The 17,004-nt window shown below is 39.5% G+C and carries 14 protein-coding genes; all 14 read left to right on the top strand.

Annotation, left to right across the window (positions count from 1 at the left end; translation table 11 throughout):
- A partial coding sequence (locus tag PLA12_05125; GenBank protein HOQ31880.1) for a S1C family serine protease occupies positions 1-243 on the top strand: 243 nt, incomplete at its 5' end.
- 44 nt (positions 244-287) lie between these two features.
- The gene (gspD, locus tag PLA12_05120; GenBank protein ID HOQ31879.1) at positions 288-2,942 is read left to right on the top strand and encodes a type II secretion system secretin GspD; all 2,655 of its coding nucleotides are present in this window, start codon (positions 288-290) and stop codon (positions 2,940-2,942) included.
- Positions 2,942-4,681, top strand: coding sequence for a type II secretion system ATPase GspE (gene gspE, locus PLA12_05115; protein ID HOQ31878.1), 1,740 nt, complete (start codon positions 2,942-2,944; stop codon positions 4,679-4,681). The genes gspD and gspE overlap by 1 nt, the downstream gene beginning before the upstream one ends.
- Positions 4,682-4,725: 44 nt before the next feature.
- A complete protein-coding gene (gene gspF, locus PLA12_05110) occupies positions 4,726-5,967 on the top strand; it encodes a type II secretion system inner membrane protein GspF (GenBank protein ID HOQ31877.1) in 1,242 nt (413 codons plus the stop codon).
- 4 nt (positions 5,968-5,971) lie between these two features.
- The gene (locus tag PLA12_05105; protein HOQ31876.1) at positions 5,972-6,367 is read left to right on the top strand and encodes a type II secretion system protein GspG; all 396 of its coding nucleotides are present in this window, start codon (positions 5,972-5,974) and stop codon (positions 6,365-6,367) included.
- 46 nt (positions 6,368-6,413) lie between these two features.
- Positions 6,414-7,232, top strand: a complete 819-nt coding sequence (locus PLA12_05100; GenBank protein HOQ31875.1) for a prepilin-type N-terminal cleavage/methylation domain-containing protein — start codon at positions 6,414-6,416, stop codon at positions 7,230-7,232.
- Complete coding sequence (locus PLA12_05095) at positions 7,229-7,747, top strand: prepilin-type N-terminal cleavage/methylation domain-containing protein (GenBank protein ID HOQ31874.1); 519 nt, start codon at positions 7,229-7,231, stop codon at positions 7,745-7,747. Before PLA12_05100 ends, PLA12_05095 begins: the two co-directional genes overlap by 4 nt.
- Positions 7,748-7,750: 3 nt before the next feature.
- The gene (locus tag PLA12_05090) at positions 7,751-8,638 is read left to right on the top strand and encodes a prepilin-type N-terminal cleavage/methylation domain-containing protein (GenBank protein ID HOQ31873.1); all 888 of its coding nucleotides are present in this window, start codon (positions 7,751-7,753) and stop codon (positions 8,636-8,638) included.
- An 8-nt stretch (positions 8,639-8,646) separates the two neighbouring features.
- The gene (locus tag PLA12_05085) at positions 8,647-9,921 is read left to right on the top strand and encodes a type II secretion system protein GspK (GenBank protein HOQ31872.1); all 1,275 of its coding nucleotides are present in this window, start codon (positions 8,647-8,649) and stop codon (positions 9,919-9,921) included.
- A gap of 48 nt (positions 9,922-9,969) precedes the next feature.
- A complete protein-coding gene (gene pilM / locus PLA12_05080) occupies positions 9,970-11,481 on the top strand; it encodes a pilus assembly protein PilM (GenBank protein HOQ31871.1) in 1,512 nt (503 codons plus the stop codon).
- A gap of 9 nt (positions 11,482-11,490) precedes the next feature.
- A complete protein-coding gene (locus PLA12_05075; protein ID HOQ31870.1) occupies positions 11,491-12,003 on the top strand; it encodes a hypothetical protein in 513 nt (170 codons plus the stop codon).
- Between the two features lie 202 nt (positions 12,004-12,205).
- Positions 12,206-14,047 carry an ATPase, T2SS/T4P/T4SS family gene (locus PLA12_05070; protein HOQ31869.1) on the top strand — a complete coding sequence of 614 codons (1,842 nt, stop codon included), beginning with the start codon at positions 12,206-12,208 and terminating at the stop codon, positions 14,045-14,047.
- Positions 14,048-14,069: 22 nt separating this feature from the next.
- Positions 14,070-15,179, top strand: coding sequence for a type IV pilus twitching motility protein PilT (locus PLA12_05065; GenBank protein HOQ31868.1), 1,110 nt, complete (start codon positions 14,070-14,072; stop codon positions 15,177-15,179).
- A 30-nt stretch (positions 15,180-15,209) separates the two neighbouring features.
- Complete coding sequence (locus PLA12_05060) at positions 15,210-16,988, top strand: ATPase, T2SS/T4P/T4SS family (GenBank protein ID HOQ31867.1); 1,779 nt, start codon at positions 15,210-15,212, stop codon at positions 16,986-16,988.
- Positions 16,989-17,004 lie beyond the last annotated feature (16 nt).

Here is a 17,004-nt window from a genome sequence, read left to right as displayed (position 1 = left end):
AAAGATGCAGAAGGAAAAGTAATTGGTATTACTGCAAAAAATATTAGTGAAATCCCAATCGCCGTAAAGTTGGGATTTAAAGAAGGAGATGTCCTTACTGCGGTAAATGATGATGTAATTGATAGTGATGAAAAAATAGTAGATTTGATTAAAAAATATAGTGATGTAACACTTCCATCTGTTAAAGTATCCATCCTTAGGAATGGAAACCCTATGGAGATAATCTATAAAATACAAGATTAGATATAAAGATGAACTATAAACATTTTCATATTAGGAGTTGAGACTTGCAAAATCAAACAAAGTTTATATTAAACTGCAAGAAACGACATTTTGTTTTCTTCGGAAGAAGAATAACTATCCTTTTGTTGTTTCTTAATCTGTTTGTATATTCGGGCTATGGTCAGGATGTGGAGCAAGTTCCACAAGAATCTCCACCGGGCAATATAGAAATTCCGCATATTGTGGATGCACCTTCTGTTCCAGAAAATGTTCCAGAAATGCCTCCTCAATCTCCACCGGAAGCAGTTCGCCCTCCAGTTACAATGCCCGAACCTGTATCCCCTCCGAGTTCTTCAAGACCACCTATACCTTCTTTTCCTACTATGAGAAGAGGGAATCAACCCCCAGCTCCTCCGGGACCCAGGAAAGCTCCATCTGCAGGGGGGACGACAGAAAAGACCACAATCGGTATTGCAGCTGAAACAGGACCTAAAACAGGTGAAACTCCTTCTGAACCTATTTCTTTCGATTTTCATGATGCACCTTTATATGATGTTATTGCGGCAATTGCTCGATTAACAGGGAGAAACTTTGATGTTGACCCAAATATCGGAGCGACAACTGTTACTGTTATAACTCATGATAAAATACCTCCTGAAATGGCGTATCAAGTTCTCGAATCTATATTGGCGTCCCGTGGTTTTTCTATGGTAGAGACATTGGATGGAAAATTAGTTAAAATCATTGCTACCCCTGATGCTGTTACCTCAGAGAAAACGCCATTAATTAAAGGGACCGAAAAACTGCCTGAAGGGTATGATAAATTTGCCACTCATATTATTACCTTAAAGTATGCGGATGCTTCCGAAGTTTCTACTGCTTTACAAGTATTGGGTTCCAAGTCATGCCGTATTTCTGCATACGCGCCTACGAATACATTGATTATTACAGATACAGCAGATGGTTTAAAGCGTATATTTTCATTCTTGCAGGAAATAGATGTTTCCGGAAATGAAACGGAAATGGAAATATTTATGCTCGAATATACCCGTGCGGAAGCCTTAGCCCAACAGATTGAGCAGGTTTTATCTGAAACGAAAACTACAACTGCTGGAGGTCGGGTTCCCGGAGCCCCTATGACACCTCAACCTGTAGTTAGACCACCGACACGTTCTGTCCCTGGCGCTCCTGCTATGCAAATTATAGGTTCCCGTCAAGAAGTCCTTCGTATGGTTCCCGATACGCGATTAAATGCCTTAATTGTAGTTGCAACCGAAGGAATGATGGAAAAAGTCCGTGATTTGATAAAGCGTTTGGATTGCCCAACTCCTTATGAAGCAAATAACCTGCATATTTATGAATTGCTCAATGCAGATGCAGAAAAAGTAGAGCAGGCATTACAACCACTTATAGGTGGTTCTGGTTCAACAAGACGACCCACAGGAACCAGTGCAACTCCGGGAGGGGCAGTTCCGGGCGCGGGTGGGTCAATGGTATCTCCGTCTATGTCCTCAGCTCCGGGGGAAGTTCAACCATTTGAACAGCGAGTCCAGATTACAAGATATGACCAGACCAATTCACTGCTTATTGTTGCTTCTCCGCAGGATTATAAAGTGTTAGAAGCGTTTATTGCCCGCCTGGATGTTCCGCAAAGACAGGTGCTTGTGGATGCAGTAGTAATGGATGTCCGATTAAATAATGATTATGGAGTCAAAGTAGACTCTGCAAGTATTAGCGGAAATTCCGGGTTTGCTGTTACAGGTACTTCTAATATACAAAAAATTGTAGATTCTTTAAAACCGGCAGCAGAAGCGGCAAATAAAATTACCAGTCCAAGCCGACTTAATCGTATGTTAGGTGCGTTAAGTTTGGGCTCGGGTGGAGGACTTACAACAGGGATATATGATGACATTGTTATTCCCATTAGTAAAACTCAACGATTACGAGTTCCTTTCGTTCCATTACTTTTACAGGCAATAGAGACTATTTCTGACTTGGAAGTGCTTTCTCAACCCAGTTTGGTTACGGTGGATAATGAGGAAGCGTCTATAGTCGTAGGTCAGGAAGTGCCTTTCATTACAAGCACTGCAAGTCCCCAACGCACAACAACGGGTGAGGTCATCGGAAGCACATGGGGCGGTTATACGCGTGTAGAACGACATGAGGTTGGTATCAAATTGACCGTAACCCCTCAAATCAGTGAAGGCGATAATGTCCTGATGAAAATTGAAATAGAAGTATCAGCTGTGGCGGGAGGTAGTCAAGCAGTCGGAGATGTAAACATTTTAGGTCCTACAACCAACAAATCCTTATTTAAAAATCAAGTCCTTGTGAAAGACGGTTCAACAGCAGTTTTAGCCGGTTTAATTAGAGATACAGCAGACCGCAACAAAACACAAGTTCCCATTATGGGCGATATTCCTTTATTAGGTTTCTTGTTCCGCAATAAATCGGTATCACGAGAAAAACGCAACATGGTAGTCTTAGTGACACCTCATATTGTAAAAGAATCCAGTGATATGGAACGGGTTACACAATATAAGGTAACAGAATACCAGGATGTTAATATACAAGAATTGTTTAAGGGTGGTTTCTTTAAGAAAGTCAAAGCAAAGGCAGATATGCGGAAAAATTATCGTCCTACTTTAGATAGGACTGAAGCGTTAACAGGACAGGTAGAACAAGAAGAATTTAACCGTGGGACGATTTATAGAAAATAATGGATAAACTACTCGCTGAAATGCAGTTTGGAGAAATATTACTCCAAAAAGGATATGTCCATCCGGAGCAGATAAAGGAGGCTTTAGAACTCCAGAAGATTAAACCGCGACGGTTGGGTGAGATTTTGCTTGACCTTGGGTTTGTAGAAGAAGAGCATGTTCTGGAAGCGTTAAGCGAACAATTTGGAATTCCGATAGAATCAGACCTTTCGCAACAAGTAGATATGAACTTGATTACGAAAGTCCCGATAAATTTCATTCGTGAATATTTTATGGTTCCGTTTAAGCAAAATGGAGCCGGTTATTTAGTTGCCTTAAATGACCCTATAAATCTTCTACCTCTGGATGACCTACGGGTGCTTTTAGGGGGACCTGTTCAGCCTGTTTTATGTCGCAAGTCAGATATACAAAAGATTGTAGATTCTTATTTCGATAGTCAAACGCAAAACACGGCTGAAATGATAGATACTATAGCAATGGCGGAGGAAGACGGAGCAACGACAATCCACACCTTAGATGGAACAGAAACGGAAAAAGACCTGCTGGACCTTGCTAATGAAGCCCCTATTATTAAACTTATCAATTTGTTAATAACAGGAGCCGTCAAAGAAAGGGCTTCCGATATTCATATCGAGCCATTTGAGCGTGAAGTCCGTGTCCGCTATCGTATTGATGGCGTTTTATATGAGAAATTTACAATACCGAAGTCCCAGCAGGCAGCCGTGATTTCCCGTATTAAGATTATGTCCAATCTCAATATTGCAGAACATCGTTTACCGCAGGATGGCCGTATTAAGATTAAGTTAAGTGGAAAAGAAATTGATATTCGTGTATCCATACTACCGACGGCTTTTGGAGAACGCGTAGTTTTACGTATCCTCGAAAAAGGTAATTTCCTTTTCAGTCTGGAAGATTTGGGAATGGACGAACACGACCACAAGATGTTTGACCGTATTATTACCGTTTCTCATGGTATTATTCTGGTTACAGGACCTACCGGGTCGGGAAAATCTACAACCTTGTATGCTTCTTTACAAAGAGTAAATTCACCGGATAAGAATATTATTACCTTAGAAGACCCCATCGAATATCTAATTGCGGGAATTGGACAGATACAGGTTCGTCCTAAAATTGGACTAACCTTTGCAGCGGGTTTGAGAAGTATTTTGAGACAGGACCCCGACATTATTCTTGTAGGTGAAATTCGGGATTTGGAAACAGCAGAAATGGCCGTCCAGGCATCTTTAACAGGGCACCTCGTTTTTGCTACATTACATACCAATGATAGTGCCGGTGCTATTACCCGACTTACGAACATGGGAATTGAACCTTTTCTTGTTACCTCATCCTGTATCGCTATACAAGCCCAGCGATTGGTGCGTAAAATTTGTAGTCAATGTAAACAACCATATAAACCTGACCGAAATCCATTAGAAGAATTAGGTATTAAAAAACCTGACCCCAGAGCAGAAACTTTATGGAGAGGTAAAGGATGTCAAAAATGTATGGAGCGGGGCTATTATGGCAGAACGGGGATATTTGAATTGTTAATGATGAGTCCCAGAATACAAGAATTAGTTCTTGAAGGAGCCGACTCAAATGTAATTAAACGTGAAGCACATAAAGAAGGAATGCGTACTCTCCGCGAAGATGGAGCCGAAAAAATGTTGAGAGGAGTAACAACATTAGAAGAGGTTCTTCGGGTAACCCGAGACGATGTATTTGAAGAAACTTATTAAAATAAAACAAGATGAAAAACACTCTTTAGAATACTTGAGAAGATATGCCTGTTTATCAATATAAAGCATTAATAAAAGGTAGTGGAAAACCGACGCGTGGAGTGATAGATGCGGATTCTCCTGCATTGGCACGAATGAAATTGCGGGAGTTAGACCTTTATCCCACAGAATTAAAAGAAGCCACAGATGGCAGTAGTTTAAAAGAGGGAGAGGGAAAAGGGAAATCGCGTTTTTTCCCATTTGGTGGAGGCGTTTCTACAAGAGATGTAGCCTTGATGACTCGACAGTTTGCAGTATTACTCCGTGCAGGTATGCCCCTGGTAGAGGCCCTGAATGCATTAATAACTCAAACCTCACGGCAGCGATTAAAAACGGCGATATTGGATGTTCGCGATAAAGTGAATGCAGGGAAAAATCTTGCTGATGCCCTGTCTGAACATCCCCGTATTTTTAGTTCGCTATATGTAAATATGGTTCGTGCAGGAGAAGCCAGTGGAACATTAGAACAAGTTTTAAACCGTCTGGCAGATGTTTTAGACCGACAAGCAAAAATAAAAGCCCAGATTTTATCTTCAATCGCTTATCCTGCCTTTATGACAGTTTTTGCTATTTCCGTTATTACATTTATGATGACTGTTATCGTGCCTCGTATCACGACTATTTTTAAAAAACAACAATCCGAACTTCCTTTTATTACAGATGTGCTTATAGGAGTAAGTTCTTTTTTAGGAAGATATGGCATATTCTTTGTGGGCTTTTTATTTTTGTTAATAATATTATGGCGGATATGGATTAGCCGTGAAGAAGGAAGAAAAAAGTGGGACCGATGGAAATTTAAAATTCCGCTCTACGGTACTTTACTCCAAAAATTACTATGTGCGAGATTCTCACGAACATTGGGAACCATGCTTCAAAGTGGTTTAACCATGCTTCCGGCTCTTGATGTCGTATACAGTATCATGGATAATCGGTTTATTCAAATGCATCTGGATGATATAAAAGCCGGTGTCCGTAGGGGTAGAGATTTAGCTCAACCTATGAAAGATTCGGGAATATTTCCACCTATGATGATTCATATGGTTGAATTAGGACAACGAAGTGGTGAATTAGAAAATATGTTAATTCAGATAGCAGATACCTATGATGAAGATGTCCGTTTGACTGTTGATGCTATCGTTGGACTGATAGAACCCGTTATAATAGTAGTAATGGGTATTTTCGTCGGATTTTTGGTTCTGGCGATTTTATTACCTATATTAAAGATGAGTACACATGTCGGAGGATGAAAACATGACACAAGAAAAAACAAAGAAAAAGGAAAAAAATTTATTGGGTTTTACGCTTGTAGAGTTAATGGTAGTTATTGCCATTATCGCCATTCTTGCTACGACTGTCGGTATTTATGTTTTTGGTGCTCTGGATGATGCCGATCAAGCAAAAGCAAAGGCAGAAATCAGTAATATGAAGACGGCTGTCCAGATGTATCGGATAAAAAACAAGCGTTTGCCGAACACTTTAGAAGAAATCGCTCCATTTCTTGACCCGCCCAAAGTCCCGTTAGACCCGTGGGGTAACGCGTATGTCTATCAAAAAGAAGGGAATTCCTCCTTTAAGATTATGTCGTATGGCGGTGATGGGAGCCCCGGAGGTAGTGGAGCAAATGCAGATATTTCCAGTGAAGACTAATCTGCAAGACATTATTCTTTTGTATGAGGTATAAAATTTAAAAATTATGATTATTTTACGGGGAAAAGATGGCTTTACATTACTTGAACTGGGAATTGTTATTTTTATTATTGGCTTGATGGCTACTATTGCCGTTCCCTATTTACTTCCCCTTGCCTTATCTTCAGAGTTAGAAAACGAAGCAAGACGATTGGCTTATTTCGGTAGAGCCGTAATGTCAACATCTGCTTTATTTGGAGATGAATTCTATGTCGAAATTGATTTAGACCAACAAAGGTATTATTGTTTGAAAGTTACTTATCCTGAGGCAACGGAGGGAGAACCCGACCAATTAGGTCTGTTTGAAAGTATGAAAGAACAGGGACTATCCCCAGAACAAATGGCTGAACTTTTTATGGGTTCTGCAGCAGGAGCAAGTACTAACACGGCTACTAAAAATACTCCTACTCCAGGAGGTTTTGATGCAGAAGCCATGAACCGACAGATTAATGAACGATTTGAAAAATTGGCAAAAAGGAAATTAATAGAACAGGCAAAAAATGTAAAACATGAAGATAGTCTGATGGATGAAATAGGACCTCTTTTTGATAAAAAAAATAATGTGGATTTATTTAATGTAGAGCCTGTGATAGAAGAAGTCAATGAACCGGGGCTATCACCCGTTCGTTTGTCTGAAAATGTAGTTATTGAAAGCGTTTTTATCGGTGGAAATAAGTTTTCCAGAGGTCTTGTAGAAATACCTGTAACACCTCTCGGATTAACAGAATCCATCGGTTTTTATGTGAGAAACGCAAACAATGATTATTATACCGTTGTATGGGACCCTGTATCCGCAGGTGCTTATGTGCTGGAAGGAGCCCAATGAAAATATACTTATCTGCTATAAGAAATAAAAAAAGAAAAGTCGGTTTTACACTGATGGAGATTTTAACGGCGTTAGCCATATTGGGAGGTTCTGCTTTTATCCTGTTTAATGTTCACTTTAATGCAATGAAACTTCACCAGGTTACCATAACTCAGACAGATGAAAATCAATTAATTTATGCGGCTTGTTCCCGTGCAGAAGTAGGAGTTCTAACTGGGACACTGGAAGGAAGTGGAGATTTTGGCACAAGTTATGAAGGTTATTCATGGAGTTATTCCGCAACCGCAATAGGTTCTGACCCATCTATCCCGTTATATACTGTAAATGTAACTTTATATACGCCGGAGAATGAAAGCAAAAATTTGACTTTTTTATATTATGACCTGAGTGTGGAAAATCAGACAAACGATTTAACCGGTGGTAGAACTCAAAGCAATCAACGGAGAAATACAAACACAATGAAAGCCCCTGCCAGTGGCTTCTCAGCAAGAAGGAATTCCCTATTTGGAAATTAATTTATGCGGATTATAAAAGAAAATAAATATCCTTTTCGTATAAAAACCCGTGGCTTTACGCTTCTGGAATTACTGATTGCTTTTACCATAATGTCCATTATTGTAATTATCGTTTATTTAGGATTGGATTCTATCTCAAAAGGAACAGATTTGGCACGGCTATCTGCGGAAAAAATGAGGATACAACGATTCTTAGTAAATCATTTTTTAAATTCTTTTAATGCCCTATATATCGACTCTTCTTTTTCTGCTTCGGGCTATCAATTTATAGGACAAAATGAGTCAGGACAATATGGACCTGCGGATTCTATCCGTTTTTGCACTTCATTACCGATGCCAGGACCGACGGCTTTACCGGGAATCCGCAGAGTAGTTACCTATTCTTTCGAGGATACATCTCAACCTGAAGGTTTGTCAGGTTTTGCTACAGATATATATGGTATTTCAAACAATGCTCCACAATTCTTGACTATTACAGAATCGCCACTTGTCCTGGATGAAGATTCAGGGAGTTTTTCGAATGATAGGAATTCTTTACCTGTAAATGTTATAAAAGTTCCCCTCGCTTCTTTAGATATTTATTATTATGACCCCATTAAACAGGATTGGGTAGAGGAGTGGGATTCACAATCAATCCAACAAATGCCATGGGCTGTGCATATTATTGCAAACCTATTTAATGAATATGGAGAAGTTAGCAATGCATCTGCGAATGGGGAAGGGGATATAGACCTTGTAATTGTTTTGCCTACAACAGTAGGAACCGTGCAACCTATGGATGACCCTAATCATTTCCGAGATGTAGGTTCCCTATTTAAGATGGATAGTAATAAGACAAAAGGAGCCACCCCTAATACATCAGCACGCGATCATTTTAGAAACAGAAGGTAGAATTTATAATGAAATTAAAAACAAAAATACAACTTCACAAACGGACAGGGGTAGCCATTATTCTTGCTTTAGTGTTTATTGCTTTGTTATCCATTATTGTGGTTGAGTTTTTATATGAGGCAGAAGTGGAGGCTTCTTTAGCATATAGTCAACAGGGAGACCTGGAAGCCTATCTGGCTGCTAAATCGGCAGTGGCTAAAGCAATGGCATATCTTGCAGAGGATAATTTAAATACCATGATGAGTGGTGCTCCACCGGTAGATAGTGATTTTGATTTGCTTTCTTTTAATATGAGTGCAGCAACCGAGCCCTTGAATGATGCTCTTATGCACGCTTCCATATCGGATGAATATGGAAAGATAAATTTGAATGCTTTATTAGTTCCTCAATCCGGAGGAGAACCTCAGGAACGAACACCTCTTGTTAATGCATTAAGAGAATTCTTTGCTTTACGAGATACAGGAAAAGGTGCCAGTCCGGATATAATTGTAGATTCTATTCTCGATTGGTTAGATTATAATGAGGGAGATTCTGAAAGACCTCAAGGGGCAGAAAATGATTATTATATGGGATTGGAAAATCCATATCCATGCAAAAATGGACCGATGGATTCTATTGAAGAATTATTGTTAATCAAAGGAATTACACCCGAAATATATTTTGGAGACCCTGAAAAGAATCAATTACCTTTATCTGAATATTTTACTGTTCATGGAGATTGGTTGGGTAGGGTAAACATTAATTCTGCTCAACCGGAAGTAATAGCAGCGATTGTCAGTGGTTATACAGGAAATCCAGCCGATTTAGGTTTAGGGCAGCGAATTTTTGATGATGCACATACACAACCATTTACAGATTTAAGTCAATTAGATGCGTATGGTATTTTGCCCAAGCCTCCGACATCGCAAAGAAGAAATACCCCTCAACAGGCAGGGAAACCTATAATTACTCCGGCAGAAAGACCGGATAATCGGGCTCAACGCTATGTTATGTCAGGTCAAATTTTTACCCTTCAAAGCAATGTTTTTCGAATTTATGGGGATGGTCTTTATCAAAATAAGATGATTCGAATTGAAGCGTATGTTTTTCGGAATCCGATGGAATCAGGAGATTTTAATAACCCCGGAATGAATCCAAATCTAAACCCTGCTAATAACAAAACAAACCAGCAAAATCTATCGCGTAATACACCAAGAACAAATAATAATTCCACAACAGTCCAAAATCAAGGAGGATTACCTCCAGAGCCATTCCGCATTTTGGATTGGAAAATTATAAAATAATAGGGAAAAAGAAAAAATAATAATCTATAAAAAACGAAAGAAAGATACATGGGAAATTTAGTAACAACGATTGAGATTCGTGAAGATGTCGTTCGATTAGCAACGGTTCGAAAAAAAGGAAAATATTTAGAGTTACTTCAGGGTATTGAAACACCTGTAATCACAGGAGATACAGAGGTCCCTGATAAAGATGAACCTGTTTTGAATGCTTTGGAAGAAGCCTTCAAACAATTAAAATATAAACCAACTTGTTTTGCTCTTTCTGTCCCCTGTTCCGTGAGTATTGTCCGTTCGCTAACAGTTCCATTTCGTGGAATTAAAAAAGTCGTTTCTGCTCTTCGCTTCGAATTAGAACCTCATATCCCTTTCCCTATTGAAGAGTTAATGCTCGATTTTGCTGTGGTGAATGAAACAAAAAAAGATACAGAAGTTTTAGCAATGGGTGTCCGCAAACAGCATATTCAAAATTATATCCAATATTTGCGAGAGTTTTCGGCGGAACCTGAAACGGCGGTTATTAATTCCTTAGGTCTGGTATATCTCTGGAAACAGGCGAGCAAAGATACCAAGAAATTAAAATCGGCTTTATTGGTTCATAAGGATTTTTCCACTCTTGCTGTTCTTTACGAAGGGAAACTTGTTTTTATACGCCATCTGGTTTTAGGAATTCAAAATTATTATGAAAATCCTGAAATTTTTGCCCGAGAAGTACAAAATAGTTTAAGGGCTTTTCTTGCCCGATGGAAAGGAAATGAAGGAATAGAAAAATTGGAAATTGGCGGATTATCTTTATCGGATGAAGAATTGGGTGTCTTTTCACGATTGGTAAGAATGGATGTTGAGATTATTTCGTTGTCTCAATTCTTACAGTTTCCAAATGCTATGAAAACAGAGCCTGCAGAAACATTATCTTGCTGGTATCCTCTCTTAGGGATAGCGGGAATAACATTAGACCCCTATTTTTCATTTAATTTGCTCAAAGAAAATCAAACTTTGTCTTCGTATTTATCCTCTTTATCCCGTCATTTAATTTTTACCAATTGTCTTATCCTAACAGGGCTTGTATGTGGTGCTTTTTTCTTACAGCAATTAACCCTGAACAATCTTGTTTATAGTAATCTCTATAAAGCGAAGGCAAATGAATTAACACAGGAAATAGAACGGGTCAATCAAGAAAGGGGACTGGATGAAAATATTGACCTATCTCCTTTTTTTGACCCGCCTCTACTGGAAATATTAAATACCATTGCAGAAAAATTGCCTTCCGATAAAGTGAATATTACAGAAATAAAATTGAGTTCGCCCGATGTGCAAAGCTGGTGGATTCGGATACAAGGGACAACCAGCGATTCCGCTTTTATAACGCAAGCAATTTCCGAATTAAAGAAGGTGAGCTATTTTAATATTGTAGATGAACCAGAATTAAGTGCTCAGGGAAATCAAACCAGTTTCGCAATACGAATACAAAAACCTCAAAAACCTTCGATTTCCCCAGAAAACAATTCGGAAAGTAATCCAAAAAACAATCAAGAAAACAATACAGAAAAAAGTAATAAATGAGGTATAAAAATGAATCAAACCCTTCTTGACCGAATTTATTTAATCACAATGATTGTGAGTTTCATTGCTGTAATAGGTATGGCAATATATCTCCACAGAGGACCTTATAGAAAGTTTCTACTATCAAGAAATGAATTAACTCAATCTTATAACCAACTGCAAATGGTAGAAAAATTAAAAAAAGAACAGGAAGAAAGTTTAAAAACCCAGGAGATGTTGCTTCGTATAATAGAAAAAAGACCCCCAAATTTTGACTTCTTTTCCTATGTAAATCAATTACTGAAAGAAACACAATTAACCGATAAAGCCAAACTGGATAACTATCGTGCACGAGCGAGTAGTGCCCGCCAACCGATGTTGCAAATTAAATTGGAAGGAGTTTCCCTAAAACGATTTTCGGAATTCTTAAAGCGTATTTATGGTGATTCTTATTTACTGGCTGTGTATAAAATGGATAAATTAAAACCCAATCAGAGTGGAAAAGGTATTGATTGCGAATTAACCCTTGTAACATTAAAATAAGAAAAACCATATTTTTGTATTGTAAAACAGGATTGCTTTGCGTTTATAATAATAGATATTAAAATAGGGGTTAAAAAGACTCTTGATAAATTATTGACAATAAAATGTATTTTTTATGGAATTATAACTAAATCCGCATTTTTAACATTGATTTTTATTTAAATTTATGTTAAAGTATATAGAGAAAATATGGACATAGAATATGAGCACCTATAAATTATTTGGTCAGATACTTGTAGAAAAGAAAATAATATCGGAAGAGCAACTACGGGAAGCCATACATCGTCAGCAAACGACGATGTCACATCGAAGGATAGGAGAAATCCTTGTTCGTTTAGGGTATATTGGTAAAAGTCATATTATTGAGACCTTGTCAGAACAGTTAGGTATACCTATAATAAAGTTAAGTGAGAGAGAAATTCCGGAGCGTGTTCGAAATATTATGGATGGAAGTATTGCAACGCTTTATAAAGTTGTTCCTGTAGAAATTCGGGGGGATAAAGTTATTATTGCTACATCTGACCCGACTAATGTGAATAATTTAGATAATATTTCCCGACTCCTTGACCGTCCCATAGAACCCGTTCTCGCTTCTCCTGAAGAAATAACAATGGCTTTAGGCAAATATTACGGGGTACAGGAAGCAACCGTAGAAAGTTTGTTGAGTTCGGCGAGTAGTGCCAGCAGTGTGAGTTCTTTATCTTCAATGTCCAATGTGAGTTCGTTTGATAGTTCGCTTGCTTCTTCATCAAGTTTTAGTGCCAGCGATATTTCTCTGAGCAGTGTGAGTATGGATGATGCGAATCTCCCATCTACATCTATAACAACAGAAGGGATGGATGAAGGCGATGCAGACAATCCTGTGGTGAAATATGTCCATCAGATGATATTAGAAGCGTTTCGTTTGCGGGCAAGTGATATACATATTGAACCTGGAAAAACCGATGTGAAAGTAAGGTATCGTATAGATGGTGTGATGCATCTAATGCCATTACCTCCGAAAAGGGCACAGGCGGCTATCATATCCCGACTTAAAATTATGGCAGAGATGGATATTTCCGAAAAGCGGGTTCCGCAAGATGGTCGTATCAAAATGACATTAGGAAATAAAGTAATAGACCTTCGTGTAAGTTCTCTGCCGGCTGTATTCGGTGAGAGTGTTGTTATGCGTATTCTTGATAAAAGTGGACTTATGTTAGGATTAGGACAGTTAGGCTTCAGTCCAGAGGTGCAAAATCACTGGGAAAGAATTATTCAGCATGCTACAGGTGTTGTTCTGGTGACAGGACCTACAGGGTCAGGGAAAACAACCACCCTTTATGCTTCTCTTCATAATCTAAATCAGCCGGATGTAAAAATAATTACATTAGAAGACCCTGTGGAATATCAAATTACAGGAATTAATCAGGTGCAAATTAATCATGAAATTGGTTGGGATTTCGCACGAGCTTTGCGTGCTATATTCCGTCAGGACCCGGATATTGTGATGGTCGGTGAAATCCGTGACTTAGAAACAGCGGAAATCGCTATAAAAGCCGCATTAACAGGGCATTTGGTTTTCTCGACATTACACACCAATGATACGGCTACTGCATTTACCCGATTGGTAGATATTGGAGTTAAACCGTTCCTTGTGGCGTCGGGTATTCGAGCAATACTTGCTCAGCGATTGGTGCGAACGATTTGCACGGTTTGTAAAGAGCCTTTTGTTCCACCAGAATTTGAAGTTCGCCGATTGGGTTTTCCTGTGGACCTGTCTACCATTGAATTATATCATGGTGCCGGTTGTGATAATTGCAACCAGACAGGCTATCAAGGACGATTGGGTGTTTATGAATTATTACAAACAACAGACCGTATTCGTGAAATGGTCATGCGCGGAGAATCAGCCACGGCAATTCGAAGAGAAGCCCGTCTATCGGGGATGTCTACCATGCGCGAAGATGCCTGGCGTAAAGCGACAATGGGTATTACTACTGTTGAAGAAGTTAACAAACGGACACGGATTGATGAACCTCTTCGCAAACCTGCTGTTGCGGTATAATTGAATATAAGGAGATACATATATGGCGTATGAAATGGTAAGTTTATTACGAATGTTAATAGACCGTGAAGGTTCGGACTTACATCTTGCGGTCGATAACCCCCCTGTGGGCAGGGTTCACGGAAGATTGGTTTTCTTTGGTGAAGACCCACTTACACCCGAAGATACAGAACGATTAATGAAAAGTATTGCCTCTGTAGATAATCAACAGGAACTGCAAGAAGTAGGAGGGTCTGACTTCGGTTTCGCATTTGAAGATATTGCTCGATTCCGTGTGGCTATTTTTAAACAAAAGGGATATGTAGGTATTGTATTGCGATTAATCCCTCGTAAAATATTAACCTTTGAAGAATTAGGTTTGCCCCGACATATTGAAAATCTACTTCGTCAACCGCGTGGATTGGTTCTAATTACAGGTCCTACAGGGTCCGGGAAAACGACAACATTGGCTACCATGCTTGATTGGATTAATACCAATCTGGATTCACATATCATAACCATTGAAGACCCAATAGAATACTATCACTCCCACAAAAAAGGAATTATAACCCAGCGTGAAGTAGGTGTAGATGTGCCGACTTTCGCAGAGGCTTTGAGAAGAGCATTGCGTATGGACCCCGATGTGATTCTCGTCGGTGAAATGCGTGACCTCGAAACTATCGAAGCGGCTATTACTGCTGCAGAAACAGGGCACCTTGTGTTCGCTACCCTTCATACGACAGGAGCCGTGAGAACTGTAGACCGTGTTGTGGACGCTTTCCCTTCCAACCAGCAGGAACAAATTCGAACCCAATTGGCAGGCAACTTAAAAGCGGTAATTTCACAAACCCTCGTTCCCCGGAAAAGCGGTTTTGGGCGTGTTGCGGCGTATGAGATTATGTATTGCACCCCTGCTATTCAAAACTTAATTCGTGAGAATAAAACTTATCGTATAACATCGGCTATTCAGACGGGTCACAAGTATGGTATGAATTTGTTAGACGAACATTTACTTGCCCTGTACCGTAAGGGTATTTGCAAATATGAGGACTGCCTTGCCAAAGCACAAATGCCTGATGAATTTGAAGCAGCGGCTCGTGCTCTGGGTATTGAAGGAGGTCCTGCTCCTAAAAAAGAAGGAGAAGTAGCATAATTTAAGACAAAATAAAAGAAAGTTTGTGATATGTCGAGTGCATTAGCGAAACAAAATCAATCAAAGACAGCCCAGTTTAACCAGCGCCGATTGGGCGATATTCTGGTAGAACAGGGTGTTATTATTCCACTCCAATTGGATGAAGCACTCCAACGCCAGCGATTAACAGGCGATTTTTTAGGTCGTGTGCTGGTCTCTATGGGCTATTGCGATGAGCAAGCAATTGTAGAGGCACTGGGAACACAATTGGGGATGGAGAAGGTTGATGTAACCCGTTTGAAAATTCCCGAAAATATTATTCGAAAAATTTCGCCCGATGTAGCTCGCTTTTACAATGTTATCCCTATCAAAGAAGTAGACGGTGTTCTTGTCGTAGCAATGGCTGACCCCTTAAATTTACAAATATTAGATGATTTAAGACATATTGTAGGTCAGCCGGTCCGTGGGGCCATTAGCAATCCCCAGGATATTGCTACAGCATGGAAAAATAATTATTCCTTTGAGACAGATTCTATTCATGAAATGATTGCCGAATTGCAGGATAAGGTAGGTGCTTCGGAGCTGTCTCTTGAAGAATTAGGAACGCAGGAAATTATCAAAGATACAGAAAATCTGGTCGAATTAGCCCAACTGCCCGAAGTTATTAAAATTGTTAACCTGGTGTTTTTAGAAGCGGTAAAGAAAAGGGCATCCGATATTCACTTTGAAGTATATGAAGACCGTTTTCGTATTCGTATCCGTGTAGATGGTGTTTTGCATGAAATTGTAAATCCGCCCAAGACACTGGCAATTGCCTTAGTATCGCGTGTAAAAATTATGTGTAATATGGATATTGGCGAACGACGGTTACCTCAAGACTCCCGTATCGAATTAAAAGTCGGTGATAGTGTTATAGACATTCGTGTGGCTACGCTTCCCACTCTGTATGGTGAAGGAGTGGTTATGCGTATTTTAGACCGAACCGCTGTCCGTATAGATTTAGACCGTCTGGGACTGAGTGATAATGTAAAAGCAAAGTTAGATGATGTTTTAGCCCGTCCTAATGGTATTTTGTTAGTGACAGGTCCTACAGGTTCAGGAAAAACAACAACCCTATATGGTTGTATTGCAAAGTTAAATAGTGAAGAAGTAAAAATTATTACGATGGAAGACCCTGTAGAATTGCAGATAGACCGTGTGATGCAATGCCAGGTGAATGAAGAAGTAGGGCTAACCTTTGCGGCAGGTTTGCGTTCTATTCTGCGTCAGGACCCGGATATTGTGATGGTCGGTGAAATCCGTGACTTAGAGACGGCACAGATTGCTGTTGAAGCATCATTAACAGGTCACCTTGTATTAAGTACCTTACACACCAATAGTGCTCCTGAAACGATTACCCGTCTTTTGGATATGGATGTTGAACCTTACCTGATAACGGCTTCCTTAGAGGCTGTATTAGCCCAGCGATTGGTGCGTTGCCTTTGCAGACATTGTAGAGAACGGTATCGTCCCTCAAAAGAAGAAATGCAGGAATTAGGATTGCCTAAAAACTGGCAAGAAGACCCGAAACTTCAATTGTTCCGTCCCAAAGGATGTCCTGCCTGTGATTATATTGGTTATATGGGCAGAACAGGTTTGTTTGAAATTTTACAGGTAGATGAAACTGTTTGTGAAATGATTTTAGACCGTGCAATGGCGTATGATATTCGTAGATATGCACGAAAGAAATTAGGTATGAGAACACTACGCGAGGAAGGTATAATAAAATGTGTTCAGGGTGTTACTTCTGCTAAAGAAGTAATAGCCCATACAGATTATTACGAAGATTAAAAAAAGGAATTGGAAC

Source organism: Candidatus Hydrogenedens sp. (assembly GCA_035378955.1).
In the GTDB taxonomy this organism is placed as follows: Bacteria; Hydrogenedentota; Hydrogenedentia; order Hydrogenedentales; family Hydrogenedentaceae; genus Hydrogenedens.
Note: the sequence above shows the minus strand (reverse complement) of the source record. Positions and strands in the feature narration are given on the sequence as shown.